Here is a 24,968-nt window from a genome sequence, read left to right as displayed (position 1 = left end):
GATGTCGGTGGCACTCTCGGGCATGGCGGGCAGGTCGAGCGGGTGCACGCGCACGCCCGGCAAGGCCCGCAGCAGGGCCAGGCCACCCGCGGCGGCGCCCGGGCGGCCGGCCACGGCCAGGGTGGCCAGGGCGGCAATATCCTGCCAGGCATGCCAGCGCGCGAAGCTGCGCGCCTGGTCTTCGCCGATCACCAGGTAGAGGCTGGCGCGCGGGTGTTCGGCCTGCAGCTCGCGCAGGGTGTCGATGGAATAGCTGGGGCCGTGGCGGCGCAGTTCCCGCCCATCGACCAGCGACCGCGGCACGTCGGAGAACGCGAGCCGGCTCATGGCGAAGCGCTGGTCGCCGGGCGTCAGCACCTGCGCGCGGTGCCACGCCTCACCGGTCGGCACGATGTACAGCACGTCCAGCCCGAGTTGCTGCACCGCCGCGGCGGCCAGCGCCCGGTGGGCCCGATGAGGTGGATCGAACGCGCCGCCGAACAGGCCGACCCGGCGGGGGCCGGTGGCCGGGGTGCGCGGCGCGGCCTTCCTCAAACCCAGTCCTTGCCGGTGAGGAAGCGCTCGGTCAGCTCGGCCTCGGGCGTGCCCGGCGCGGGCTGGTGGTCGTAGGCCCAGCGCGCGTGGGGCGGCATGGACATGAGGATGGATTCGGTGCGGCCGCCGGACTGCAGGCCGAAGTGCGTGCCGCGGTCCCAGACCAGGTTGAACTCCACGTAGCGGCCGCGGCGCAGCAGCTGGTGCGCCCGCTCGCGCTCGCCCCAGGGCGTGTCCTTGCGGCGCGCCACGATCGGCAGGTAGGCCGGCAGGAAGGCGTCACCCACCGCGCGCAGCATGGCGAAGCTGGTGTCGAAGCCGCCTTCGAAGTGATCGTCGAAGAAGATGCCGCCGATGCCCCGCGGCTCGTTGCGATGCTTCAGGAAGAAATACTCGTCGCACCACTTCTTGAAGCGCGGGTACTTGTCGGCGCCGAAGGGGACCAGGGCATCACGGCACAGGGTGTGGAAGTGCACCGCGTCCTCCTCGAAGCCGTAGTAAGGCGTGAGGTCCATGCCGCCGCCGAACCAGTAGACCGGCTCCGCGCCCTGCGGAAGCGCCGCCAGCATGCGCACATTCAGGTGCACCGTGGGGGTGTACGGGTTGCGCGGATGGAAGACGAGCGAGACGCCCATGGCCTCGAAGGCCGCGCCCACCAGCTCGGGCCGGTGCTGCGTGGCCGAAGGCGGCAGCTTCGGCCCGCGCACATGCGAGAAACCGCAGCCGGCGCGCTCGAACACGCCGCCCTCCTCCAGGATCATGGTCACGCCGTCGCCCTGCAGCGGTTCGCCGGGCGCCTTGCGCCAGGCGTCGGCGCGGAAGGCGTGGCCATCCACCGCGGCAATGCCGTCGGTGATGCGCCGTTGCAGGCCGGTGAGCCAGCCGCGGACTTCTTCGGTGCGGGAATCGTTCATTTCATGATCGTATCGGTTCGCGGAACGGCCGGCTCCAGCAGGCGGATGGGCGTGGCCCGCCCGGGGACGCGCCCCGTGACCCCGGCATAGGCGGCCGCGATCCGCGCGAGATCGGCGGCCTCCTCACCACAGAGGCGGATGAAATCCGTCGCGTGGATCTCGTGCCGGCCCCAATCGAGCCGCACCAGACCCAGCGGCACGCCGGCGCCGTACGCGGTGCGGTAGAAGCCGCTGCGCCAGCCAGCGAGGCGCTTGCGCGTGCCCTCGGGCGCCAGGCCGAGCCAGAAGTACTGCTGCCTCTGCATGTGATCCCGCAGCACCTGCACCGCATGATGCGTGGCCCCCCTGGGCCACGGTGCGCGCCACCGGCACGCCGCCGATCCAGCGCAGCCAGCGGCCGAAGAGCGGGATTCGGAACAGCCTGTCCTTGCCCCAGAAGCGCACCTCCACCCCCAGCGCCCACTTGGCCAGCATCATCACCGGGAAGTCCCAGTTGCTGGTGTGCGGATAGACCACCAGCACGCCCTGCGCGGCAGGCAGGCCCTGGAAGTGCAGCGACCAGCCCAGGCGCCGCAGGCACCAGGCCGCCAGGCGATTGCCGTGGCATTGCACCGGATAGGGCGGCAGACAGTCGGTCGGGGCGGTCACTCAGTTGCGGATGGCGCGCCAGCCGATGTCGCGCCGATACTGGGCGCCCTCGAAGTGGATGCCCTGCAGGGTTTCGTAGGCACGCTGCTGCGCACCCCGCACCGATTCGCCCAGCGCGGTGACGCACAGCACGCGCCCGCCGGAGGTGACCGTGGCCCCGTCACGCTCGGCCGTGCCGGCGTGGAAGACCATGGCCTCGTCACTGTCCGGCGGCAGGCCGGTGATGGTGTCGCCCTTGCGCGGGTCCATCGGGTAGCCCGCGGCCGCCATCACGACGCCCAGCGCGATACGACGGTCCCACTGCAGATCCACCTTGTCCAGCGTGCCGCTGGTAGCGGCCAGCAGGACCTCGAACAGGTCGGACTTCATGCGCATCAGGATGGGCTGCGTCTCCGGGTCGCCCATGCGGCAGTTGAACTCGAGCGTCTTCGGCCGTCCCTCGGTGTCGATCATCAGCCCGGCGTACAGGAAGCCGGTGAACGGGATGCCGTCCTTCTCCATGCCGCGAATGGTGGGCATGATGATCTCGCGCATGGCCCGGCCATGCACCTCGGGCGTGACCACGGGTGCCGGCGAATAGGCCCCCATGCCGCCGGTGTTGGGGCCCAGGTCGCCGTCGAGCAGGCGCTTGTGGTCCTGGCTGGTGGCGAGCGCGGCCACGTTCCTGCCGTCGCACAGCACGATGAAGCTGGCTTCCTCGCCCTGCAGGCATTCCTCGATCACGACCCGCGCGCCGCCGTCGTTATGGGCCACGCCCAGCTTGTTGTCCAGCAGCATGAAGTCGATCGCCTCATGCGCCTCGGCAGCGGTCGTGGCGACCACCACGCCCTTGCCCGCGGCCAGGCCGTCGGCCTTGACGACGATGGGGGCACCCATGCGGTCCACGTAGGCATGGGCCGCGGCTGCGTCAGTGAAGGTCTCGTAGGCGGCGGTGGGGATCTGGTGGCGCGCCATGAAGGCCTTGGCGAACGCCTTCGAGCTCTCCAGCTGCGCCGCAGCGCGGGAGGGGCCGAAGATACGCAGGCCATGGGCGCGGAAGTCATCGACCACGCCGGCCGCCAGCGGGGCCTCGGGGCCGACCACCGTGAGGCCGATCTTCTCGGCCAGGGCCCAGTCGCGCAGGGCCTTCAGGTCGGTGATGGGCACATTGTGCAGGCGGTCGTCGCGCGCGGTGCCGCCATTGCCGGGCGCCACATACACCTTCTGCGCGCGGGGCGACTGGGCCAGCTTCCAGGCCAGCGCGTGCTCGCGGCCACCGCCGCCGATGACGAGGATCTTCATGCGGGCAGGCCTGCGTTGTGGAACACGTCCTGCACGTCGTCCAGGTCTTCCATCGCGTCCAGCAGCTTCTGCATGCGCGCGGCGTCGTCGCCCTCCAGCTCGATCACGTTCTCCGGCCGCATGGTGACCTCGGCCACCTCGGGCTTCAGGCCGGCGGCCTCCAGCGCGTTCTTCACGGCCTCGAAGTCACCCGGGGCGGTGAGCACCTCGATGGCGCCGTCGTCGCCGGTGACCACGTCTTCGGCGCCGGCTTCCAGCGCGACCTCCATCACCCGGTCCTCGCTGGTGCCGGGGGCCAGCAGCAGCTGGCCGCAGTGCTTGAACTGGAACGCCACCGAGCCCTCGGTGCCCATGTTGCCGCCGTACTTGCTGAACACGTGCCGCACCTCGGCCACGGTGCGCACCTTGTTGTCGGTCATGGTGTCCACGATGATCGCCGCGCCGCCGATGCCGTAGCCCTCGTAGCGGATCTCCTCGTAGTGCACGCCCTCCAGGTTGCCGGTGGCCTTGTCGATGTTGCGCTTGATGGTGTCGGCCGGCATGTTGGCCGCCTTGGCCTTGTCCACCGCCAGCCGCAGGCGCGGATTGGCCGAGAGATCACCCCCGCCCTGCCGGGCCGCGACCATGATCTCGCGGATCACCCGCGTCCAGATCTTGCCGCGCTTCTCGTCCTGACGGCCCTTGCGGTGCTGGATGTTCGCCCATTTGCTGTGTCCGGCCATGTTGCTTGCTTGCCCTGATGCGTTACGCTTGGAAACCCTGCATTCTACTTTTCGCACCATGGCCGACCCCCTGCTGATCGCCAAGCACGGCGAGACCCAAGCCCACCTGCTGCCCGGCCTGGCCAATCGCCATGGCCTGATCACCGGCGCCACCGGCACCGGCAAGACGGTCACGCTGCAGGCCCTGGCCGAGCAGTTCAGCCGCATCGGGGTGCCGGTTTTCATGGCCGACGTGAAGGGTGACCTCACCGGCATCAGCCAGCCCGGCACCGTCGGCGAGAAGATGGCGGCGGTGCTGAAAGACCGCGGGCTGGAAACGCCTGTCGCGGCCGGCTGCCCCGTCACGCTGTGGGACGTGTTCGGTGAGCAGGGCCACCCGGTGCGCGCCACCGTCTCCGACATGGGGCCCCTACTGCTGTCGCGCATGCTGGACCTGAACGAGACGCAGGCCGGCGTGCTGAACCTGGTGTTCAAGATCGCCGACGACAACGGCCTGCTGGTGCTGGACCTGAAGGACCTGCGCGCCATGCTGCAGTACGTGGGTGACAACGCGGCGGAGTTCCGCACCGAGTACGGCAACATCAGCGCCGCCAGCGTCGGCGCGATCCAGCGCGGGCTGCTGCAGATCGAGTCGCAGGGCGGCGACAAGTTCTTCGGCGAGCCGATGCTGGACATCAACGACTTCATGCAGACGGTCGGCGGCAAGGGCTTGGTCAACGTGCTGGCGGCCGACAAGCTGATGAACGCGCCGCGCCTCTACGCCACCTTCCTGCTGTGGATGCTGTCGGAGCTGTTCGAGACCCTGCCCGAGATCGGCGACCCGGAGAAGCCCAAGCTGGTGTTCTTCTTCGATGAGGCCCACCTGCTGTTCAACGAGGCGCCCAAGGTGCTGATCGAGCGCATCGAGCTGGTAGTCCGGCTGGTCCGCTCCAAGGGCGTCGGCGTCTATTTCGTGACCCAGAACCCGCTGGACATCCCCGACTCGGTGCTGGCCCAGCTGGGCAACCGGGTGCAGCATGCCCTGCGCGCCTTCACCCCGCGCGACCAGAAGGCGGTGAAGGCGACCGCCCAGACCATGCGCCAGAAGCCCGGCCTCGACATCGAGGCGGCCATCACCGAGCTGGCCGTCGGCGAGGCGCTGGTGAGCCTGCTGGACCCGAAGGGCCGCCCCAGCATCACCGAGCGCCTGTACGTGCTGCCGCCCGGCAGCCAGCTCGGCCCCATCACGCCGCAGCAGCGCCAGCAGCTCGTGGCCGGCTCGCTGGTGGCCGGCGTGTACGAGAAGACGGTGGACCGCGAGTCCGCCTACGAGAAGCTCAAGGGTCGCGCGGCCGACGCGCCCGCCGGCGCCGGCGGCGGCACGCTGCCTGGCAAGGGTGGCGCGGCCCAGGCTCCCGCCGAGGAAGGCGGCATGATGGACGGCCTGAAGGACGTGCTGTTCGGCTCCACCGGGCCTCGCGGCGGCCGGCGTGAGGGCCTGGCCGAGACCATGGCCAAGTCGGCCGTGCGCACCATCGGCACAACGGTGGGGCGCGAGATCCTGCGCGGGGTGCTGGGGGGCATCCTGGGCGGCACGAAGCGTCGGTAGCCCCCTGCCCTGCCTGACCCGGCGGCGCCAGGGCGTCTAGCCAGTGGCGTGCTCCGGCCGCTCGCCGGTGGCTTGCCATTGCCGGTAGTAGGCGATCTTGGCGTCCACCAGCGCCAGGGCGCGCTCCCACTGAATGATGGCTTCCTGCACCCGTCCCCGGTGCGTCTCGAGCAGATCCAGCGTCGTCGGGATGCCGGGCGCGCCCCGCTGCGCCGAGGCTGTGTAGCGGCGCAGATCGGCCACCGACATGCCCGACGCACGCAAGCGCGCCAGCAGGTGCAGCCACTCGACATGCCGGTTGCTGTAGATGCGGTGACTGCCCATGCGGGGCACGGGCGGCAGCAGGCCCTGCTGCTCGTACCAGCGGATGGTGTGCACCGATTGGCCGGTCCGCTCGGACAGTTCGCCGATGCGGATCTTCAGGGGCTTGCGGATGGGCATTCAGCGGGTGTACCAGATATCCTGCACATGCTGGGTATCCATGTACTCACGCGCCCGCACGATGCGGCCGCCGCGGATGGTCATGAGCACGTGGTACGCCTGCTCGTACACCTTGCCGTTCTTCAGCTCGCCCCGAGAGACGGCCTCCACCGCGACCTGCTCGCCTTCGGCGACGGTGCCGATGACGGTCATCCGCAACGGGCCGGTCATGGCGTCACTCATGCGCCGGAAGATCTCGGCCATCCCGGCCTTGTCATGGGTTCGGCCGCCCGTGGCATTGCGGCCGGCCTGGCCCGCGAGCCAGTACTGGCAGTCGTCGGCCAGCAGATCGAGGGCACCCTGCGGGTCTCCCGCATCGTGCCGGCGGAAGAATTCGGTGGCGACCTGGCGGTTGTGTTCGAGGTTCATGGGTCCGTGGCGTTCCAGTCAGGCGCGGGGACAGCCCCCGCACCAGGAATTGGATGCCTTCGAGTGCACTCCAGGTCAAGTGCCGTCCTGGGGCTAAAGTCACGCCCATGAACCCGCTTCCGACCTTCGACGACGTCCAGTCCGCCGCCACCCGCCTGCAAGGCCACGCCCACCGCACGCCGGTGATGCGCTCGCGCACCGCCGATGCCCTGCTGGGGGCCGAGCTGTACTTCAAGTGCGAGAACTTCCAGCGCATGGGCGCCTTCAAGTTCCGGGGTGGCTTCAACGCCCTGTCGCGCTTCACGCCGGCGCAGCGGCAGCGCGGCGCGCTGGCCTTCTCCTCCGGCAACCATGCGCAGGCCGTGGCACTGGCCGGCCGCCTGCTCGGGATCCCGACCGCCATCCTGATGCCGGCGGACGCACCGGCCGCCAAGCTGGCCGCCACGCGCGGCTACGGCGCCGAGGTGATCACCTTCGACCGCTTCAAGGAGGACCGCGAGGCCCTCGCCCGCGCGCTGGCCGAGGAGCGCGGCATGACCCTCATTCCGCCGTTCGACCACCCGGATGTGATCGCCGGCCAGGGGACGGCCGCGCTGGAGCTGTTCCAGGAAGTCGGGCCGCTGGATCACTTCTTCGTCTGCCTGGGCGGCGGCGGGCTGCTCTCCGGCAGCGCGCTCGCGGCCCGCGCGCTGGCACCCGCGTGCAAGGTGTATGGCGTGGAGCCCGAGGCTGGCAACGACGTGCAGCAGTCGGTGCAGGCGGGCCGGCGCATCCGGATCGACGTGCCGAAGACCATCGCCGACGGCGCGCAGACGCAGTGCCCGGGCGAGATCACCTTCCCGCTGATCCAGCAGAACGTGGATGCCATCTTCACCGCGACCGACACGCAGCTGGTCGACGCGATGCGGTTCTACGCCGAGCGCATGAAGCTGATCGTGGAACCGACCGGCTGCCTGTCGCTCGCCGGGGCGCAAGCCTGCGGCGTCGACCTGAAGGGCGCCCGAGTGGGCATCCTGATCACCGGGGGCAACGTGGACCTGAAGCGGTTCGCGCAGCTGGTCGGCTAGCAGAGCCGCCGCGCGAGCTGGCCGATCATGCTGCCCGGCCCGATGGGGTCGAACTGCAGGTCGCTCGCGCCGCCCAGGTACTTGCCGTGACCCTTGGGGCCGTCGAAGTAGATCGTGCGAAGGTATCGGAAGGCGGATTCGCGGCAGTCGATCTCCACCAGCGCCATCCCCGACTGCACGCCGTTCTCGGCGCGGGCACGCAGGTCGAACAGGCGCCACACGCGCCGGCGCGAACCCTCCACACGCACGGACACGGTGTCGTAGTAGTGGACCGCGTTCTCGCTCTCGCCGTAAGGCTCCCAGGTGGTCGCCGGCGTGCTGGCCTGAGCGCCAGCCGCCATCATCAGCATCACCAGGGTGGCGGCCAGCAGGCGGATCCGGTCCCGTGGCTCAGGCATGAACCTGCCCTCCGGCGCGCGCGGGCACGGTGGACAGGCTGAAGTCGAGGTCCAGCTCGTGCAGCGGGTCCTCTTCCGGGCGGTCCTTGCCGTCGCCTTCGCCCTCGTCCAGCGCCGCCAGCACGGACAGCGGAATGGGCTCGGTGTTCGAGAGCTTCACGCGGCCCAGCAGCGGCGCCTCCACGGTGGCGGTGAAGTCGCCGTGGGACTGGGCCTGGGCCTGCGCCTCGCTCAGCATCTCCAGCAGCACGCCGTAGAGCAGCAGCAGGTCGCGCGTGGCCTGCAGGTCGAACGGGATGGCGCCCGGCGCCGGCCCCTCGAACAGCGCCGCCTCGATCACGTCGAGCGCTTTCGCCGACGGCCACAGCACCTGGATGCGCGAGAGCACGCGCGGGTAGCGCTCCAGCCCGCCGGAATCCGTCCGCGCGGCGTGGAAAGCCGGCACGTGCGCCGAGAAGCGGCGCTGGAAGCGGTCCCGGATGCGCTCGTAGTCGTCCGGGCGCTCCATGCGGCGGCACATGTCGAGCAGGTCGAGCCAGACATAGGGCATGCCGCCCATGGGCTCGTCGAGCTGCGCCTCCATCAGGGCGACGGCTTCGTCCATGCGGCCGACCGCGATGAAGAAGTCCGCCTTCTGCTGGATGTCGAGCAGCTCGTCGGCCGAGGCCGCTGGCGCGCCAGCGGCAGGGCCGGCGTGCGGGACGGCCATGGCGGCGATGGCCGATGTGGCCTCGGACGGTGCCCGGACCGCTGCAGCGGTCTGCCGTGGCGCCGGCGCTGCAACCGCCTGGGCCACCGGCGCGACGGCGACCGCCTCGCTCGCACCCTGCCCTTGCGCGCGCCTGCGCGAACGCCGGCCCAGCCAGACGAGCGCACCGAGACCCAGCGCCAACACCGCCGCGATGGCGAGCATCTGGTCGCGCTGCGCCACCGCCCGGGCGAGACTTTCGGAGAGGATGTCGCTGGCCTTGTCCTGCCGGCCCTGCAGCTCGCGCAGGTTCTGGGCCTGCGCCTGCCGCACCGGCGCCTGCAGGGCCTGGGCCGCGGCAGCCTCGGGCGTCTGGAGGGTCGCCTGCCGCAGCGCCGCCGCCTCGGCGCGCCGGGGGTCCTCCGCCGCGGGAGGCTTCGCCAGCGCTAGCGTCAGTTTCAGGGCGGGCGCCTGATCCACCTGGGCATCGAACAACTCCAAGCGCAGGCGCGGGATGGTGCGGGCGGGTGGCGCCGCGGGCACGCTGGCCGCAGCGGGACGCTCGACCCCTGGGGCGCGCTCGGGCACGACGGGCATCGGCAGGGCCGCCGCCGCAGGCGCCTCCGCAACCGGCTCAGCCGGGCGGGTGACCGGCGGTGGCCCCAGGCGCGTCTCTGCGCGCAAGGCAGCGGGCGCGGCACCCGCTGGCTCCCCCGCCGGCACCACGGGAAGGGACCGCCGGGCCGCTGCGGCCGGTTCCGAAGCGACCCCCGCCACCGCCGGGGACGCCTCGGTGGCGCGGGGCAGTTCGGCCAGCAGGACATAGCCGCGGGTGAACTGCTGCCCGCAGCCGACTGCGATCGACACGGTGATCACGGGCTCCTGCACGGACTCGGCGGACCGGAGGCGGATGCGCCACCGGTCGCCAGCCGCCTCGAGCGTCCATTGCAGCGGGATGGGCGCCGTGTCGCCCTGCTGCAGGCTCGCCTGGATGCAGGGCGATTCATCGGCGGGATCGACCTGCAGGGGCACGCTGATGCGCAGCGGTCGACCGAGTTGCGGCTCGCCCTCCGGCCGGCCCAGCGCCTGGGCCGACGCGCTGCCGGCCACGAGCCCCCACAGGCCCAGGGCCGCCAGGGCCCTCAGCGAAGGGCCCATGAGGCGATTCAACGGTGAAGGCATGTGCCGGCTTGCCCCTCCTGCCTGGAGCGGGCGTTGCTTGACGCCCCTCGCTCCGCGACTCCCTGATGGCAATCGTCCATGGGAACGCCGCGTTTGGCAAGCAGCAAGATGCACGTCACGGCCGCGGGCTTTGCTAGAGTGCGCTTTTGAGGACGCACCTGATGGCCCAGGAAGTTTCGCCCACGCCCCGCCACATCCGGCTCACCTCGCACGCGGGCGGCTACGGCGCCCTGCCGATCCGCTGGGGCGCCGCCACGCCCGCCGAGCGCGGCCCGGTGGTCGGCACCACCACGGTGCGGGCGCACCGCAACGTGATCGGCACGCACAGCGGCTCGTACAGCGTCTACCGCGCGCTCGCCGTCGCCGCCGGCGCCCTGCGGCGCGACCACAAGGCGGATCTCACCAACACCGCGCCCACCGACGCCATCGGCCCCTATCCGCAATGGACGGATCCGGGCCGCATCGTCAGCATCGACCCCTGGGGCGCCGATGTGGCGCAGGTGTTCGCAGGCGAGATCGCGGCCGGCTACGACATCCGCCCCACCATCGCGGTGACCAAGGCGCATGTGATCCTGCCGGAGGTGATCGAGGCCCTGAACGCCGGCCGGCTGAAGGCCGATGGGCGCTTCCTCACCACGGGCGGCGCCGCGATGGTGACCAAGGCGGCCATAGAGCCGGTATGGTGGCTGCCCGGCGTGGCGCAGCGCTTCGGCTGCTCCGAGGCCGACCTGCGCCGCGTGCTGTTCGAGGAAACCGGCGGCATGTACCCCGAGCTGGTCACGCGCAGCGATCTGGAGGTGTTCCTGCCGCCCATCGGCGGGCAGACCGTCTACATTTTCGGCGACCCACGTGACCTGGCCAACCCCGAGGTGGAGCTCACCGCGCGTGTGCACGACGAGTGCAATGGCTCCGACGTCTTCGGCTCCGACATCTGCACCTGCCGCCCTTACCTGACCCACGCCATCGAGGAGTGCATTCAGGGTGCGCAGCGCGGCGGCGTGGGCCTGGTCGCCTACTCGCGCAAGGAGGGCCGCGCGCTGGGCGAGGTGACCAAGTTCCTGGTCTACAACGCGCGCAAGCGGCAGGAGGGCGGCGACACCGCCGACAAGTACTTCACCCGCACCGAATGCGTGGCCGGCGTGCAGGACATGCGCTTCCAGGAGCTGATGCCCGACGTGCTGCACTGGCTGGGCGTGCGCAAGATCCACCGCCTGGTCTCCATGAGCAACATGAAGTACGACGCCATCACCGGCAGCGGCATCGAGGTGGGCGAGCGCATCGACATCCCCGAGGCCCTGATCCCGGCCGACGCGCGGGTGGAGATGGATGCCAAGAAGGCTGCGGGCTACTTCACCCCGGGCGCAGTGCCGGACGCCGAGGCCCTGCGGCAGACACGGGGCCGCGGCCTGTGACCCAGGACCTGAGCGCCGAGCAGGCCCAGGCCGCCGCCCAGCTGCTGCGGGCCACCACCACCGTGCGCGCGCGCTGCCGGCAGCTGCTGTCGCGCGCCCGCCAGGGCGAATCGGCCTGGTTCATCGTCGACGAGGGCTTCTTCGAGTCGGCCGCGCGCGAGGTCGTGGGCGTGACCCGGGCCCGCTATCCCGGGCTGCAGATCCCCTTCCACAGCCGCTGGCGGCACTTCGAGGCGGGCGGCGTGGACCGCAAGGGCCTGCTGGAGGATCTGCTGGCCGGCCACCCCGTCACCTCGCGGGCACACGCGATGATCGACCTCACCGTCGTGAGCGTGCTGCTGGATGCCGGCGCCGGCGCGGACTGGCGCTACACCGAGGCCGCCTCGGGCCAGACCTTCACCCGCTCCGAAGGGCTGGGCGTTGCCAGCTTCCACGCCTTCTGTGCGGGCCTGTTCTCCAGCGACCCCCACCGCCCGCTGCAGGTGGATGCCAACGGCCTGCGACGCCTGCAGCCCGAGGCGCTGGCCGCCGCCTTCCAGGCCGGGCCGGGCAATCCGCTTGTGGGCCTGGACGGCCGCACCCGCCTGCTGCGCCGCCTGGGCGAGGCCCTGGCCGAGCAGCCCGAGGTGTTCGGCGCCGAAGGCCGCCCGGGCGGCCTGTTCGACCTGCTCGCCGCACCGGCGGGCGCGGCCGTGGCGCCCACCGCCAGCGTGGCCGCGCATGACATCCTCACCCTGCTGCTGCGCACGCTGTCGGCCATCTGGCCGGCCGGGCAGTCGGTGCAGGGCGTGCCGCTGGGCGATTGCTGGCGGCATGCGGCCGTGCGCGGCGAGGGCCTGTCCGACGGCTGGGTGCCCTTCCACAAGCTGTCGCAGTGGCTCACCTACTCCCTGCTGGAGCCCTTCGCCTGGGCCGGTGTGCAGGTGCGCGGCCTCGATGCCCTGACCGCGCTGCCCGAGTACCGCAACGGCGGCCTGCTGCTCGATGCCGGCCTGCTGCGCCTGCGCGACGAATCGGTCACGCAGCAGGTGTGGACGCCCGGCGACGAGCTCATCGTCGAATGGCGCGCCCTGACCGTCGCCCTGCTGGACGACCTGGCACGCGAAGTGCGCCGGCAGCTGGACCTGACCGAGGCCCAGATGCCCCTGGCCTGCATGCTGGAAGGCGGCACCTGGGCCGCCGGCCGCGCGCTGGCGCAGCGCCTTCGCGGCGGCCTGCCGCCGCTGCAGGTGGCCAGCGACGGCACCGTGTTCTGAATCCGAATCCCCATCCTGGCCCACCCGGAGGCAACCCCATGAGCAATGTCCACGTCATCGACCATCCTCTGGTGCAGCACAAGCTGTCCCTGATGCGCAACAAGGAGGCCAGCACCAACAGCTTCCGCCGCCTGCTCAACGAGCTCTCGATGCTGATGGCCTACGAGGTCACGCGCGACGTGCCCATGCAGGAGGTGGAGATCGAGACCCCGCTGGAGAAGACGAAGGCGCGCGTGATCGACGGCAAGAAGCTGGTCTTCGTCTCGATCCTGCGCGCCGGCACCGGCATCCTGGATGGCATGCTGAGCGTGGTGCCGGGCGCCCGCGTGGGCCACATCGGCCTGTACCGCGACCCCAAGACGCTGACGGCGGTGGAGTACTACTTCAAGATGCCGCACAACATGGAGGAGCGCGACGTGATCGTGGTCGACCCCATGCTGGCCACCGGCAACTCCGCCATCGCCGCGGTGGAGCGGCTGAAGGAGCTGCGCCCGCGCTCCATCAAGTTCGTGTGCCTGCTCACCTGCCCCGAGGGCGTGAAGGCCATGAACCAGGCCCACCCTGACGTGCCGATCTACACCGCGGCCATCGACCGCCAGCTCAATGACCACGGCTACATCCTGCCGGGCCTGGGTGACGCGGGCGACCGGATGTTCGGCACCAAGTGACGCGCTCGCCATCCGCGGGCTGACCGGCCCGCAACCGCTGGCACGACGCTTGCAACCCCAACCCCTCGCTGTTCCAACCTGAAGGAGAACCCCTGCCATGTCCACCCGCCGCCATGTCCTGGCCCTTGCATCCGCCCTTGCCCTCGCCGCCCCTGGCCTGGCCCAGGCCCAGGCCAAGTTGAAGGTCGCCGCCATCTACACCGTGCCCTTCGAGCAGCAGTGGGTGAGCCGCATCCACAAGGCGCTGAAGGCGGCCGAGGCACGCGGCGAGATCGAGTACAAGGCGAGCGAGAACGTCGCCAACGCCGACTATGAGCGCGTTATGCGCGAGTACGCCACCGGCGGCAACCAGCTGATCGTGGGCGAGTCGTTCGCGGTCGAGGCCGCGGCGCGCAAGGTCGCCAAGGACTTTCCCAAGGTGAGCTTCCTCATGGGCAGCTCGGGCAAGCCGCAGGCGCCTAACTTCAGCGTGTTCGACAACTACATCCAGGAGCCCGCCTACCTGACCGGCATGATCGCCGGCGGCATGACCAAGAGCAACAAGATCGGCATGGTGGGCGGCTTCCCCATCCCCGAGGTCAACCGCCTGATGCACGCCTTCATGGCTGGCGCGAAGGAGACGAATCCCAAGGTGGAGTTCACGGTGACCTTCATCAACAGCTGGTTCGACCCGCCCAAGGCCAAGGAGGCCGCCTTCGCCATGATCGACAAGGGCGCGGACGTGCTGTACGCCGAGCGCTTCGGCGTCTCCGACGCGGCCAAGGAGAAGGGCAAGCTCGCCATCGGCAACGTGATCAACACGCAGGACAAGTACCCGGACACGGTGGTCGCCTCCGCGCTGTGGAACATGGAGCCCACCATCGACCTGGCCATCAAGACGGTGAAGGAAGGCAAGTTCAAGGCCGAGGACTACGGCAAGTACTCGATGATGAAATACAAGGGCAGCGAACTCGCCCCCCTGGGCACGTTCGAGAAGAAGGTGCCGGCCGAGATCGTGGCCAAGGTGAAGGCGAAGGAGGCTGACATCCTCTCCGGCAAGTTCACCGTCAAGGTCGACGACAGCCAGCCGAAATCGACGGCGAAGTGATGGGGGCGGGCCGGGGTGGGGGCGCCCGCGCGTTGACCGCCCCCGTCCTCCGCCTCGCGGGCATCACCAAGCGCTTCGGCCCGCTGGTCGCCAACGACGCCATCTCGCTGGAACTGGCCGCGGGCGAGGTGCTGGCCTTGCTGGGCGAGAACGGCGCCGGCAAGTCCACCCTGGTCTCCATCCTCTTCGGCCACTACACCGCCGACGAAGGCACCATCGAGGTCTTCGGCCGCCCGCTGCCGCCGGGCCAGCCGCGCGCGGCGCTGGCGGCCGGCATCGGCATGGTGCACCAGCACTTCACGCTGGCGGACAACCTGAGCGTGCTGGACAACGTGCGCATGGGCACCGAGCCGCTGTGGCAGCCCTTCAGCCGCACGGCCGCGGCACGCGCCCGCCTGGAGGAAGTGGCTCGCCGTTTCGGCCTGGCGGTCTCGCCCGATGCCCTGGTCGGCAGCCTCTCGGTGGGCGAGCGGCAGCGGGTGGAGATCCTCAAGGCCTTGTACCGCGGCGCCCGCATCCTGATCCTGGACGAGCCGACCGCGGTGCTGACCCCGCAGGAGGCAGAGTCCCTCTTCGACACCCTGCGGCAGATGGTGGCGCAGGGCCTGTCCATCGTCTTCATCAGCCACAAGCTGGCCGAGGTGCTGCGGGTCTCGCATCGCGTGGCGGTGCTGCGCGCCGGGCGCCTGGTGGCGCAGGCGCCGACCGCGGGCACCACGCAGGCGCAACTGGCGAACTGGATGGTCGGGCAGGACGTGGCCGTGCCCGAGCGGTCGCCGGCGCCATGCGTGGGCGACGTGGTGTGCGCCCTGGAAGGCGTTCATGCGGGCGCCGGTCGCGAGCGCCTGGCCGGCGCCAGCCTGCAGCTGCGCGCGGGCGAGATCACGGCCATCGCCGGCGTGTCGGGCAACGGCCAGCTCGCGCTGGCCGACCTGCTGTGCGGCCTGTGCGCGGCGGACACAGGCCGCGTCACCCTGTCGGGCGAGGCCTTGCGCCCCGCGCCGGCCTGGCTGGTGGGCATGGGCGTGGCGCGCATTCCGGAAGACCGCCACGCCGTGGGCGTGGTGGGGGACCTGCCCGTGTGGGAGAACGCGGTGTCCGAACGGCTGCGCTCGCCGGCGTTCGCGCACGGGCCGCTGGTGCGGCGCGCGGCCGCGCGCGCCCACGCGCAGCACATCGTCGACGCGTACGACGTGCGCGGCGGCGGGCTCGATGCGCCGGCCCGGGCGCTGTCCGGGGGCAACATGCAGAAGCTGATCCTGGGGCGTGCGCTGCTGGCGCCGGATGGCCGCACGCCGCGGCTGATCGTGGCGCACCAGCCCACCTGGGGCCTGGACATCGGCGCCGTGGCCTATGTGCAGCGGCAGCTGATCGCGGCCCGCGATGCCGGCGCGGCGGTGCTGCTGCTGTCCGACGATCTGGACGAGGTGATCGCGCTCGGTGACCGCATCGCCGTCATCCACGCGGGCCATCTCACCGAGGCCCGACCCGCCGCCGACTGGACGCGTGAGGCCATCGGGCTGGCCATGGCCGGCTCGCCCGGGGCCCCGGACGCAGGAGCACACCCATGAGGCTGGAGAAGCGCGCATCCGTGCCACCGCTGGCGCTGCTGCTGGCCTCCGTCGGCGCGGTGGCGTTCACGCTGGTGGTGAGCTCGCTGCTGGTGCTGTGGGCCGGTGCCCCTGTGGGGCCGACCTGGGGCCATGTGCTGCACGGCGGATTCGGCTCTGTCTTCGCCTGGACGGAGACGCTCACGCGCGCGACGCCCCTCATCCTCACCGGCCTGGCCGCCACCATCGCCTTCAAGGCCCGCCTGTTCAACATCGGCGCGGAGGGCCAGCTGTACGCTGGTGCGCTGGGAGCCGTGGCCGTGGGCGGCCTGCATGGCGGCGAGGGCTTCGCGGCGCCCGACGCCCTGCTCTTCGCCGGCATGGTGCTGGCGGCGGCCCTGGCCGGCGCGCTGCTGCTGCTGGGGCCTGCGCTCATGAAGGCGAAGCTGGGCGTGGACGAGGTGGTCACCACGCTGTTGCTGAACTTCGTGGTGCTGCTGGGCGTGTCGGCGCTGCTGGATGGCGCCATGAAGGACCCATCGGCCATGGGCTGGCCGCAGAGCGTGGCGCTCAAGACCGAGCTAGAACTGGGCCGGCTGGTCGAGGGCGCGCGGCTGCACACCGGCCTGCTGCTGGCGGCCGTGCTGGCCGTGGCGCTGTGGGCGCTGCTGCGCTTCACGCCGTTCGGCTTCGACGTGCGCGCCCTGGGGGCCAATGCCCGCGCCGCACAGTTCGCCGGCGTGCCGCCTACCCGCACGCTGGTGGGCGTGGCGCTGCTGTCCGGCGCGCTGGCCGGGCTGGCCGGCGCGGTGGAAGTGGCGGGCCGCACCGGCTACGTGACGCTGGACATGTCGCCCGGCTATGGCTACAGCGGCATCGTCATCGCCATGCTGGCCGGGCTGCATCCATTGGGCGTGCTTGCCGCCGCGGTGTTCGTGGCCGGCATGCTGGTGGGGGCCGACAGCATGAGCCGCGCCGTCGGCGTGCCGACCTACATCGCCGACGTCATCGTCGCCGCCTCGCTGCTGGCGGTGCTGGTGGCCGGCCTGCTGGCGCAGTACCGGGTGAGGTGGCGGTGATGGACCTCCTCGACATCCTGCTCAACCCCGCCTTCTGGGTCGCGGTGCTGCGCATCGCCACGCCGCTGATCCTGGGCACGCTGGGCGTGCTGCTGTGCGAGCGCGCGGGCGTGCTCAACCTGGGCATCGAGGGCATCATGGTCGCCGGGGCCTTCACCGGCTGGCTGGCGGTGTACGCCGGCCTGCCGCTCTGGGGCGGGGTGGCGGTGGCCATGGCCACGGGGGCCGTGTTCGGCCTGCTGCACGCACTGCTCACGGTGGGCCTCGCGCTCTCGCAGCACGTCGCCGGCCTGGGCATCACGCTGCTTGCAACGGCGCTCAGCTACTACGGCTACCGGGTGAGCTTTCCCAAGGTGAACACGCCGCCGACCATCACGCCCTTCGCGCCGATGGAAGGGCTGGGCATCCCCATCCTCTCGGCGCAGACACCGCTCACCCTGCTGGCCCTGCTGGCGGTGCCCGCGGTCGGCTGGCTGCTGTACCGCACCCCGCTGGGCCTGGCGATCCGCATGGTGGGCGAGAACCCGCAGGCCGCCGAGAGCCAGGGCGCCAGCGTGCTGGCCCTGCGCACCGGCGCCATCGTGGCGGGCTCGGCGCTGATGGGCGTGGCCGGCGCCTTTCTCACGCTGTCGGCCTTCAACAGCTTCTACTTCAACATGATCAACGGCCGCGGCTGGATCTGCGTGGCCCTGGTCGTGTTTGCCTCCTGGCGGCCCGGCAAGGCGCTGCTGGGCGCCCTGCTCTTCGCCTTCTTCGACGCGCTGCAGCTGCGGCTGCAGCAGGCGGGCGACGCCGTGCTGCCCTACCAGATCTACCTGATGCTGCCCTACCTGCTGTCGATCCTGGCGCTGGTGCTGGTGGCGCGCAAGGCGGCCTATCCGCAGGCGCTGATGAAGCCGTATCGCAAGGGCGAACGCTAGGCATCCGGATGGCAGGCCGCGGCGGACTGTGCGACCATCCGCCCCATGCCCGCCAAGCCCTACGACCTGATCGTCTTCGGTGCCACCGGTTTCACCGGGCGCCTGGTGGCCGAGTACCTGTTCGCCAATTACGGCACCGACGGCAAGGTGCGCTGGGCCATCGCCGGGCGCCATGCCGCGCGCCTGGCCCAGGTCAGGGCAGCCATCGGCGCCGACGAGCGCCTGCCATTGCTGTTGGCCGACGCGAACGACGCCGACGCGCTGGCCGCGCTCGTGCATCAGGCGCGGGTGGTGGCCACCACGGTCGGCCCCTATCAACTGCATGGGGAACCCCTGGTACGCGCCTGCGCGCAGTCTGGCACCGACTACGTGGATCTGTGCGGCGAACCCGCGTGGATGGCCCGCATGATCCCGCTGTACACCGAGACCGCGCACCGCACCGGCGCACGCATCACGTTCTCCTGCGGCTTCGACTCGCTGCCGTTCGACCTGGGCGTGGTCTATCTGCAGCATGAGGCGCAGCGCCGCCTGGGCGCGCCCCTCACGGGCGTGCGCGCGCGCGTCCGCGTGATGAAGGGCGGGCCCTCCGGCGGCACCATCGCGAGCCTGCTCGCCACGGTGGAGGCGATGCAGCGTGACCCGCAGGCCGCGCGCCTGATGGCCGATCCGTTCGCGCTCGTGCCCGGCCTCAAGGGCGCCGCGGCCCAGCCCGATGGCGACACCGCCGCGTATGACACCGATGCGAAGGCGTGGACGGGGCCTTTCGTGATGGCGCCCATCAACACCAAGAACGTGCACCGCACCCACGCGCTGCTGGGTCATCCCTGGGGGCTGGGCTTCACCTACGACGAACGCATGCTCACCGGCGACGGCGACCACGGCGAACGCATCGCGCGCGGCCTGGTCAAGCAGGCCCGCATCCAGAACGCCCTGCTGGGCTTCGGGCCCACGCGCGCGCTGCTGAGGCGCTTCGCGCTGCCCAAGCCTGGCGAGGGCCCCAGCCGCGAGCAGCGCGAGCGCGGCCGCTACGAGATCGTCTTCAGCGGCGAGACCGCCGACCGCCGCCAGCTGCGCGCGATCGTCAAGGGCGATCGCGACCCCGGCTACGGCTCCACCTGCAAGCTGATGACCGAGACCGCCCTCTGCCTGGCGAGTGACATTCCCCGCACCCGCACCCCGGGCGGCGTGTGGACCGCCGGCGCAGCGATGGGCATGACGCTGGTGCAGCGACTGCATGCGCGCGCCGGGCTGAGTTTCTCCATCGAGGAGTGAGGAGCGGGCACGCCCGGGCGCGTCCCGCCGGCTGCATCCGACGGTCAACGCCGCATCGGGCATGATTCGCCCCCATGACCAGCCCCGACACCCGTTTCTCCTCGCTGGCCCTGAGCCCGGCGACGCTGGCCAATCTGGAGCGCCTCGAGTACCGCGAGATGACGCCGATCCAGGCCGCCACCCTGCCGGCGGCCCTGCTGGGGCAGGACCTCATCGCCCAGGCCAAGACCGGCAGCGGCAAGACCGCGGCCTTCGGACTGGCCTTGCTGGCCCAGCTGAACCCGCGGCGCTTCGCGGTGCAGGCGCTGGTGCTGTGCCCCACGCGTGAGCTGGCGGACCAGATGGCCACCCAGCTGCGGCTGCTGGCGCGCGCGGAAGAGAACATCAAGGTGGTGACGCTCGTCGGTGGCGTGCCGCTGCGCGGCCAGGCCAGCACGCTGGAGCACGGCGCCCATGTGGTGGTCGGCACGCCGGGCCGGGTGCTGGATCACCTGCAGCGCGGCAGCCTGCAGCTCGATGCGGTGCGCACGCTGGTGCTGGACGAGGCGGACCGCATGCTCGACATGGGCTTCTTCGAGGACATTGCCAGCGTGGTGCGCCTGTGCCCGGCGGACCGCCAGACGCTGCTGTTCTCGGCCACCTATCCCGAGGGCGTCGAGCGGCTCGCCACCCAGTTCATGCGTCAGCCGCGCATGGTGAAGGTGGAGGCGCAGCACAGCGCCACCCGCATCGAGCAGCGCTGGTATGGGGTCACTGAATCCCAGCGCGTCGCGGCGGTGGGACGCCTGCTGGATCACTTCCGGCCCCAAAGCACGCTGGCCTTCTGCAACACCAAGGCACGCTGCCGCGAGGTGGTGGAGGCCCTGCGTTCGCGCGGCATCCATGCATTGGCGCTGCATGGCGACCTGGAACAGCGCGACCGCGATCAGGTGCTGGTGCGCTTCGCCAACCGCAGCTGCTCGGTGCTGGTGGCCACCGACGTGGCGGCGCGCGGCCTGGACATCGCCAGCCTGGCCGCCGTCATCAACGTCGAGGTCTCGCCCGATCCCGAGGTGCACATCCACCGCATCGGTCGCACGGGCCGCGCGGGCGAGTCGGGACTGGCCCTCAGCCTGGCCAGCCTCGACGAGATGGGGGCGGTGGGCCTGGTGGAGCAGTTGCAGGGCCGCCCTTCCGAATGGCACCCGCTGGCCGAACTCACCCCCGCGGGCGGCCCGCCGCTCGCACCGCCCATGGCCACGCTGCACATCCAGGGCGGCCGCAAGGAGAAGATCCGCCCCGGCGACGTGCTGGGTGCGCTCACCAAGGACTTGGGCTTCACCCGCGAGCAGGTGGGCAAGATCGACGTCAACGAGTTCTCCACCTACGTGGCGATGGATCGCCGCGTCGCCGCCGACGCCGCGCGGCGCCTCGCAGCCGGCCGCATCAAGGGGCGCGGCGTGAAGGTGCGCGTGCTGGACGACTAGACTCCCGGCCGACCATGGAGATCACCGACCTGCATCAGCGCCTGCTGGCCGCCGGAGCCGGGCCCACCCATGCCGCGCGTGTGCTGCGGCTGTGGGCGAACGCCCTGCCCCAGTCACACGGCCGGCGGGCCGCCGCCAGCTACTACCCCGCGTCGCTGCTGGCCGCACTGCCCGCCTTCGAGGCGGGGCTGGCAGCGATCGCCACGGTGCGCTCGGCGCACCCAGGGGCGGACGGGTCCGAGCGCCTGCTGGTGGCGCTGGCCGATGGTCAGACGGTCGAGAGCGTGCTGCTCCCGCGGGACGGCGTGTGCATCTCCTCGCAGGTGGGCTGCGCGGTCGGCTGCCGCTTCTGCATGACCGGGCGCGAGGGCCTGCTGCGCCAGCTTGGCTCGGCCGAGATGGTCGCCCAGGTGGTCCTCGCCCGGCAGCGTCGCCCGGTGAAGAAGGTGGTCTTCATGGGCATGGGTGAGCCGGCCCACAACCTGGATGCGGTGATGGAGGCCATCGACTGCCTGGGCACGCTGGGCGGCATCGGCCACAAGAACCTCGTGTTCTCCACCGTGGGCGACCCGCGCGTGTTCGAGCGCCTGCCGCGCGGGCGGGTGAAGCCGGCCCTGGCGCTGTCGCTGCACACCACGCGCGACGACCTGCGGCGCGAGCTGCTGCCCCGCGCGCCGCGAATGACGCCGCAGGAGCTGGTGGACGCCGGCGAAGCCTACGCCCGCGCCACCGGCTACCCCATCCAGTACCAGTGGACCCTGCTGGCCGGCGTGAACGACGGCGACGAGGAGCTGGACGCCATCGCCCGTCTGCTCGCCGGCAAGTACGCGGTGCTGAACATGATCCCCTTCAATGCGGTCGATGGCTTCGACTACCGCCGGCCCGGCTGGGACCGCTGCCGCGAGATCGCGCGCACGCTGCACCGGCGCGGCATCCTCACCAAGCTGCGGCAATCGGCGAGGCAGGATGTGGAGGGCGGGTGCGGGCAGCTGCGGGCGCGGGCGGAGCGGCCCGTGGCCATCTTGCGACGCGGCGACGGCCCGGGGCGGGCCCCGGCCGCGGGCACGGCTTATGCTCACCGCGCCACAGGGACCTGAAGCGCCACACCATGCTCGACCTCCTCATCACCCACGCCACCCTGCCCGATGGCCGCACCGACCAGTCGGTGGCGGTGCAAGGGGGGCGCATCGTGGACGTTCAGCCGGGCCTGCAGGTGCCCGCCGCCGAGACCGTGGACGCGCAGGGCCAGCTGCTCACGCCGCCCTTCTGCGATCCGCACTTCCACCTGGACGCCACGCTCAGCTACGGGCTGCCGCGCGTCAACCAGAGCGGCACGCTGCTGGAGGGCATCGCGCTCTGGGGCGAGCTGAAGCCCCTGCTGACCGAGGAGGCGCTGGTCGAGCGCGCCCTCGCCTACTGCGACTGGGCAGTGGCCAAGGGCCTGCTGGCGATCCGCAGCCATGTGGACACGAGCGACCCCAGCCTGCTGCCGGTGCGCGCGATGCTGGCGGTGAAGGAACGCGTGGCGCCCTACCTCGACCTGCAGCTGGTCGCCTTCCCGCAGGATGGCGTGCTGCGCACCCCCGGCGGTGTGGAGAACCTGCAGCGCGCGCTCGACCTGGGCGTGGATGTCGTCGGCGGCATTCCGCACTTCGAGCGCACCATGGCCGACGGCGCGGCCAGCGTGCGGCTGCTGTGCGAGCTGGCGGCGGAGCGCGGCAAGCTGGTGGACATGCACTGCGACGAATCCGACGACCCCTTGTCGCGCCACATCGAGACCCTGGCGTTCGAGGCCCAGCGCCTGGGCCTGCAGGGCCGCGTGAACGGCAGCCACTGCACTTCCATGCACAGCATGGACAACTACTACGTGAGCAAGCTGATCCCGCTCATCGCCGAGAGCGGCGTGAGCGTGGTCGCCAATCCCCTCATCAACATCACGCTGCAGGGCCGGCACGACACCTATCCCAAGCGGCGCGGCATGACCCGCGTGCCCGAGCTGCTGGCCGGCGGCGTGACGGTGGCCTTCGGGCATGACTGCGTGATGGACCCCTGGTACGGCATGGGCTCGGCCGACATGCTGGAGGTGGCGCACATGGGTCTGCACGTGGCGCAGATGACCAGCCAGCCGGCCATCCGGCAGTGCTTCGAGGCCGTGACGACCCAGGCGGCGAAGGTGATGCACCTGGATCACTACGGCATCGCCCCGGGCTGCGACGCCAGCTTCGTGCTGCTGCAGGCGCGCGATCCGGCCGATGCCATCCGCCTGCGGGCGACGCGGCTCAAGGTCTGGCGTCGCGGCCAGTTGCTGGCTTCGGCCGCCCAACAGGTCAGTACGCTGAACCTGCCAGACCGGCCTGCGGGCACGGCCTTCGAGCTGCCCCGGCACGCCACCCGTTAACGCCTCGTCATGACGGATCGCCATCGCGCCGCGTGGGTGTGGGCCGGTTTCGCCCTGCTGGTGGGCTGCGCCGCCGTCCTGCGGCTGTCAGCGCTGCAATACACCTACGACCACCCGGACGAGATCATCACCGTCGGCGTGGCGTCGCACCTGCTGCAATTTGGCACGCTGGACACGAACTGGCACCACGCGGAGCTGCTGCCACCGTGGTTCCGCTACCCGCAGTACAACTTCTCGGCCTACATGCTGGCCTCGGCCGCGGCCTTGCAATTGCGCGAATGGTGGCCGGGCGGCACCGTCCTGGAGGCGCTGCCCTGGCTGCGTGGCTTCAGTGCGTTGCTGGGCGCTGCCAGCGTGGCGGGCACCTTCCTGCTCGCACGCCACTGGTTCGGCGCCGTCACGGGCCTCGTGGCCGCCGCCCTGGTGGCGGTTCACCCGCTGCTGGTGCAGGACGCGCTCTATGCGCGGCCGGAGACCTTCGTCACGCTGCTCACGCTGGTGCTGGTCGGGCTGCTGTCGGGCCGGCCACCCGTGCGGCCCGAGCGCGCCTTCGGCGCCGCCCTGGTGCTGGGCCTGCTGATCGCGACCAAGGTCTCGATGCTGCTCCTCCTGCCGCTGCTGGTGCTGGCGCTGGACCCGCACGAGCGGCGGCCGGCCACACGCGGCGTGGCCGCCCTCGGGCCTGCGGAGCGCGCCTATGCATGGGCCCGCGCCTATCCCATGCCCGCCGGCCTGCTCGCCGGCTTCGTGCTCGGCGCGCCTTACGCGCTGGTGCACTTCGCGGATTTCCTGGATGGCGTGCGGGTGCTGCGCACCCAGTACGGCACCTACCACTGGCCACACGGCACGCCGGATGGCAGCTACCTGGAGCGGGTGGCCTATGCCCTGCGCTACTTCAACGCGACCACCGGCGTGTGGCTGGTGGTGGCCGTGATCGGCGCTGCCCTCACCGCGTGGCGTCGCCAGTGGCGGCCGCTTGCGGCGTTCCTCGTCGCGCTGGGCACGGTGGTGCAGTTCGCCGGCTACCCGGTGTTCTTCGAGCGCAACCTGAGCCATGTCGTGCCGCTGCTGTGCGTGTTCGCGGCGCTGGCCCTGGTTTCCCTGGCACGGCTCGCCCGCGCCCGCTGGCTGCAGGCGGTGCTGCTGGTCGCCTGCACCGCTGCGGTGGCGGGGCCCTCCGTGCGCACCACCTGGCGGCTCTACGCGGACGAACTGTCCGGCGTGTCGCAGCAGCGGCTGCTGGCGGAGCGCCAGCGGGTGGAGCGGCACTTCGGCCTGAAGGCCATCCTCATCCCCTGGACGGAAGACCGCGCCCTGATCCGCAAGCTGCTCGCCCACACCTGCGGGCCGGTGCTGGTGCAGATGCCGACCGTTCGCAACGGCGCGGCGCAAGCCCTGCTGGATGAACTGGCCCGTGTCGACGGACTGACCGAAGTCGCCCGCCACCTGTCGCGCTTCGAGCACGCGCCGCCCAGCACGCTGCACACCTACTTCACGCCCACCACCGTGTTCCTGCATCGCGGCGCCGACCCCGACTTCTGCTGGCGCAACGGCGGCGGCACCGTGCCGGTGACCATGGTGGGGGACCGTCTGCCCGTTCTGGGCATCGAGGCTGGCGACGGCTGGACGCGCGGCGGCGCCTACGGCGTGCGGTCCGATCCATTCGGCAGCGGGGACTACTTCGGCTCCTGGTCAGGCAGTGACACCCATCGCAGCCGGCTGCGATTGCTGCTCGACACATCGATGGCCGACTTCGTCGTGGTCCCGCTGCGAACCGGCCCCTCGGAACTGCACCACGCCCTGCGCCTGAGCGATGCCGACACCGGCCAGGTGCTGCTCTACCTGCCGGTGCCGCCCTCCACCACCTGGATGCTGCCAGCCGTGCGCGTGCCTGCGCGCACGCAGCGGCTGGCCGTGGAGGTGATCGACATGGGTGCCGGCTGGGGGGACTGGGTCGCGGTGGGCATGCCCCGCGGGCTTCGCTGAACC

23 protein-coding genes and 1 pseudogene are annotated in these 24,968 nt (G+C 71.3%); 14 read left to right on the top strand and 10 right to left on the bottom strand.

What is annotated here, in order from left to right; all coding sequences use genetic code 11:
- From nadD to ACE3T5_RS01205, 6 genes and pseudogenes are all read right to left on the bottom strand, one after another.
- Positions 1 to 534: nicotinate (nicotinamide) nucleotide adenylyltransferase (gene nadD / locus ACE3T5_RS01230; protein ID WP_374663576.1), on the bottom strand; the 534-nt coding region annotated here is incomplete at its 3' end.
- Positions 531 to 1,448 (bottom strand): oxygen-dependent coproporphyrinogen oxidase, encoded by a 918-nt coding sequence (hemF, locus tag ACE3T5_RS01225; RefSeq protein ID WP_374663574.1) that lies wholly within the window; start codon positions 1,446 to 1,448, stop codon positions 531 to 533. The genes nadD and hemF, both read right to left, overlap by 4 nt.
- Complete coding sequence (locus tag ACE3T5_RS01220) at positions 1,445 to 1,768, bottom strand: hypothetical protein (protein WP_374663579.1); 324 nt, start codon at positions 1,766 to 1,768, stop codon at positions 1,445 to 1,447. Before ACE3T5_RS01220 ends, hemF begins: the two co-directional genes overlap by 4 nt.
- A gap of 82 nt (positions 1,769 to 1,850) precedes the next feature.
- A pseudogene (locus ACE3T5_RS01215) lies at positions 1,851 to 1,928 on the bottom strand (hypothetical protein); the annotation flags it as partial.
- A gap of 168 nt (positions 1,929 to 2,096) precedes the next feature.
- The gene (gene purD, locus ACE3T5_RS01210) at positions 2,097 to 3,377 is read right to left on the bottom strand and encodes a phosphoribosylamine--glycine ligase (protein WP_374663572.1); all 1,281 of its coding nucleotides are present in this window, start codon (positions 3,375 to 3,377) and stop codon (positions 2,097 to 2,099) included.
- Complete coding sequence (locus ACE3T5_RS01205) at positions 3,374 to 4,099, bottom strand: YebC/PmpR family DNA-binding transcriptional regulator (protein ID WP_374663570.1); 726 nt, start codon at positions 4,097 to 4,099, stop codon at positions 3,374 to 3,376. The genes purD and ACE3T5_RS01205 overlap by 4 nt, the downstream gene beginning before the upstream one ends.
- 58 nt (positions 4,100 to 4,157) lie before the next feature.
- Here ACE3T5_RS01205 and ACE3T5_RS01200 point away from each other — a divergent pair, with 58 nt between their 5' ends.
- The gene (locus tag ACE3T5_RS01200; protein ID WP_374663568.1) at positions 4,158 to 5,687 is read left to right on the top strand and encodes a helicase HerA-like C-terminal domain-containing protein; all 1,530 of its coding nucleotides are present in this window, start codon (positions 4,158 to 4,160) and stop codon (positions 5,685 to 5,687) included.
- A gap of 36 nt (positions 5,688 to 5,723) precedes the next feature.
- On the opposite strand, the gene ACE3T5_RS01195 is transcribed toward ACE3T5_RS01200, so the two are convergent.
- Positions 5,724 to 6,128, bottom strand: a complete 405-nt coding sequence (locus tag ACE3T5_RS01195; RefSeq protein ID WP_374663566.1) for a MerR family transcriptional regulator — start codon at positions 6,126 to 6,128, stop codon at positions 5,724 to 5,726.
- Positions 6,129 to 6,536 (bottom strand): nuclear transport factor 2 family protein, encoded by a 408-nt coding sequence (locus tag ACE3T5_RS01190; protein ID WP_374663564.1) that lies wholly within the window; start codon positions 6,534 to 6,536, stop codon positions 6,129 to 6,131.
- A gap of 107 nt (positions 6,537 to 6,643) precedes the next feature.
- Between ACE3T5_RS01190 and ACE3T5_RS01185 the strand changes: the two genes are divergently transcribed.
- Entirely contained in the window at positions 6,644 to 7,603 is a 960-nt protein-coding gene (locus ACE3T5_RS01185) for a threo-3-hydroxy-L-aspartate ammonia-lyase (protein WP_374663562.1), read from the top strand.
- Here ACE3T5_RS01185 and ACE3T5_RS01180 read toward each other — a convergent pair.
- A complete protein-coding gene (locus ACE3T5_RS01180; protein ID WP_374663560.1) occupies positions 7,600 to 8,001 on the bottom strand; it encodes a surface-adhesin E family protein in 402 nt (133 codons plus the stop codon). The two genes, ACE3T5_RS01185 and ACE3T5_RS01180, sit on opposite strands and share 4 nt — an antisense overlap.
- Entirely contained in the window at positions 7,994 to 9,847 is a 1,854-nt protein-coding gene (locus ACE3T5_RS01175) for a FimV family protein (protein WP_374663558.1), read from the bottom strand. Before ACE3T5_RS01175 ends, ACE3T5_RS01180 begins: the two co-directional genes overlap by 8 nt.
- A gap of 185 nt (positions 9,848 to 10,032) precedes the next feature.
- Between ACE3T5_RS01175 and ACE3T5_RS01170 the strand changes: the two genes are divergently transcribed.
- The 12 genes from ACE3T5_RS01170 (at position 10,033) to ACE3T5_RS01115 (ending at position 24,965) form a co-directional block, all read left to right on the top strand.
- Positions 10,033 to 11,283, top strand: coding sequence for a GTP cyclohydrolase II (locus tag ACE3T5_RS01170; RefSeq protein ID WP_374663556.1), 1,251 nt, complete (start codon positions 10,033 to 10,035; stop codon positions 11,281 to 11,283).
- The gene (locus ACE3T5_RS01165) at positions 11,280 to 12,539 is read left to right on the top strand and encodes a URC4/urg3 family protein (RefSeq protein ID WP_374663554.1); all 1,260 of its coding nucleotides are present in this window, start codon (positions 11,280 to 11,282) and stop codon (positions 12,537 to 12,539) included. Before ACE3T5_RS01170 ends, ACE3T5_RS01165 begins: the two co-directional genes overlap by 4 nt.
- Positions 12,540 to 12,577: 38 nt before the next feature.
- A complete protein-coding gene (upp, locus tag ACE3T5_RS01160) occupies positions 12,578 to 13,207 on the top strand; it encodes a uracil phosphoribosyltransferase (protein WP_374663552.1) in 630 nt (209 codons plus the stop codon).
- A gap of 97 nt (positions 13,208 to 13,304) precedes the next feature.
- Positions 13,305 to 14,294: a BMP family protein gene (locus ACE3T5_RS01155; protein WP_374663550.1), complete on the top strand. Its 990-nt coding sequence runs from the start codon at positions 13,305 to 13,307 to the stop codon at positions 14,292 to 14,294.
- On the top strand, positions 14,294 to 15,865 hold the full coding sequence (locus tag ACE3T5_RS01150; RefSeq protein WP_374663548.1) for an ABC transporter ATP-binding protein: 1,572 nt from the start codon (positions 14,294 to 14,296) through the stop codon (positions 15,863 to 15,865). The genes ACE3T5_RS01155 and ACE3T5_RS01150 overlap by 1 nt, the downstream gene beginning before the upstream one ends.
- Positions 15,862 to 16,923: an ABC transporter permease gene (locus ACE3T5_RS01145; protein WP_374663546.1), complete on the top strand. Its 1,062-nt coding sequence runs from the start codon at positions 15,862 to 15,864 to the stop codon at positions 16,921 to 16,923. Before ACE3T5_RS01150 ends, ACE3T5_RS01145 begins: the two co-directional genes overlap by 4 nt.
- Positions 16,920 to 17,843 (top strand): ABC transporter permease, encoded by a 924-nt coding sequence (locus ACE3T5_RS01140; RefSeq protein ID WP_374663544.1) that lies wholly within the window; start codon positions 16,920 to 16,922, stop codon positions 17,841 to 17,843. Before ACE3T5_RS01145 ends, ACE3T5_RS01140 begins: the two co-directional genes overlap by 4 nt.
- Positions 17,844 to 17,888: 45 nt before the next feature.
- A complete protein-coding gene (locus ACE3T5_RS01135) occupies positions 17,889 to 19,115 on the top strand; it encodes a trans-acting enoyl reductase family protein (RefSeq protein WP_374663542.1) in 1,227 nt (408 codons plus the stop codon).
- Positions 19,116 to 19,189: 74 nt separating this feature from the next.
- Complete coding sequence (dbpA, locus tag ACE3T5_RS01130; RefSeq protein ID WP_374663540.1) at positions 19,190 to 20,581, top strand: ATP-dependent RNA helicase DbpA; 1,392 nt, start codon at positions 19,190 to 19,192, stop codon at positions 20,579 to 20,581.
- 14 nt (positions 20,582 to 20,595) lie between these two features.
- On the top strand, positions 20,596 to 21,678 hold the full coding sequence (locus ACE3T5_RS01125; RefSeq protein WP_374663538.1) for an RNA methyltransferase: 1,083 nt from the start codon (positions 20,596 to 20,598) through the stop codon (positions 21,676 to 21,678).
- A gap of 11 nt (positions 21,679 to 21,689) precedes the next feature.
- Positions 21,690 to 22,979: an amidohydrolase family protein gene (locus tag ACE3T5_RS01120; RefSeq protein WP_374663536.1), complete on the top strand. Its 1,290-nt coding sequence runs from the start codon at positions 21,690 to 21,692 to the stop codon at positions 22,977 to 22,979.
- A gap of 9 nt (positions 22,980 to 22,988) precedes the next feature.
- A complete protein-coding gene (locus tag ACE3T5_RS01115) occupies positions 22,989 to 24,965 on the top strand; it encodes a glycosyltransferase family 39 protein (protein WP_374663534.1) in 1,977 nt (658 codons plus the stop codon).
- Positions 24,966 to 24,968: the final 3 nt, after the last annotated feature.

It is taken from the genome of Ramlibacter sp. (assembly GCF_041916345.1).
GTDB lineage: Bacteria > Pseudomonadota > Gammaproteobacteria > Burkholderiales > Burkholderiaceae_C > Ramlibacter.
The sequence above is the reverse complement of the archived record's forward strand: the minus strand, read 5'-3'. Positions and strand labels throughout refer to the sequence as shown.

Coding starts and splice junctions, on each gene's coding strand:
- ACE3T5_RS01185 (WP_374663562.1), top strand. CDS start 6,644: ATGAACCCGCTTCCGACCTTCGACGACGTCCAGTCCGCCGCCACCCGC.
- ACE3T5_RS01190 (WP_374663564.1), bottom strand. CDS start 6,536: ATGAACCTCGAACACAACCGCCAGGTCGCCACCGAATTCTTCCGCCGG.
- purD (WP_374663572.1), bottom strand. CDS start 3,377: ATGAAGATCCTCGTCATCGGCGGCGGTGGCCGCGAGCACGCGCTGGCC.
- ACE3T5_RS01195 (WP_374663566.1), bottom strand. CDS start 6,128: ATGCCCATCCGCAAGCCCCTGAAGATCCGCATCGGCGAACTGTCCGAG.
- ACE3T5_RS01155 (WP_374663550.1), top strand. CDS start 13,305: ATGTCCACCCGCCGCCATGTCCTGGCCCTTGCATCCGCCCTTGCCCTC.
- ACE3T5_RS01115 (WP_374663534.1), top strand. CDS start 22,989: ATGACGGATCGCCATCGCGCCGCGTGGGTGTGGGCCGGTTTCGCCCTG.
- ACE3T5_RS01125 (WP_374663538.1), top strand. CDS start 20,596: ATGGAGATCACCGACCTGCATCAGCGCCTGCTGGCCGCCGGAGCCGGG.
- ACE3T5_RS01175 (WP_374663558.1), bottom strand. CDS start 9,847: ATGGGCCCTTCGCTGAGGGCCCTGGCGGCCCTGGGCCTGTGGGGGCTC.
- ACE3T5_RS01180 (WP_374663560.1), bottom strand. CDS start 8,001: ATGCCTGAGCCACGGGACCGGATCCGCCTGCTGGCCGCCACCCTGGTG.
- ACE3T5_RS01200 (WP_374663568.1), top strand. CDS start 4,158: ATGGCCGACCCCCTGCTGATCGCCAAGCACGGCGAGACCCAAGCCCAC.
- ACE3T5_RS01145 (WP_374663546.1), top strand. CDS start 15,862: ATGAGGCTGGAGAAGCGCGCATCCGTGCCACCGCTGGCGCTGCTGCTG.
- ACE3T5_RS01150 (WP_374663548.1), top strand. CDS start 14,294: ATGGGGGCGGGCCGGGGTGGGGGCGCCCGCGCGTTGACCGCCCCCGTC.
- hemF (WP_374663574.1), bottom strand. CDS start 1,448: ATGAACGATTCCCGCACCGAAGAAGTCCGCGGCTGGCTCACCGGCCTG.
- ACE3T5_RS01205 (WP_374663570.1), bottom strand. CDS start 4,099: ATGGCCGGACACAGCAAATGGGCGAACATCCAGCACCGCAAGGGCCGT.
- dbpA (WP_374663540.1), top strand. CDS start 19,190: ATGACCAGCCCCGACACCCGTTTCTCCTCGCTGGCCCTGAGCCCGGCG.
- ACE3T5_RS01120 (WP_374663536.1), top strand. CDS start 21,690: ATGCTCGACCTCCTCATCACCCACGCCACCCTGCCCGATGGCCGCACC.
- ACE3T5_RS01135 (WP_374663542.1), top strand. CDS start 17,889: ATGCCCGCCAAGCCCTACGACCTGATCGTCTTCGGTGCCACCGGTTTC.
- upp (WP_374663552.1), top strand. CDS start 12,578: ATGAGCAATGTCCACGTCATCGACCATCCTCTGGTGCAGCACAAGCTG.
- ACE3T5_RS01170 (WP_374663556.1), top strand. CDS start 10,033: ATGGCCCAGGAAGTTTCGCCCACGCCCCGCCACATCCGGCTCACCTCG.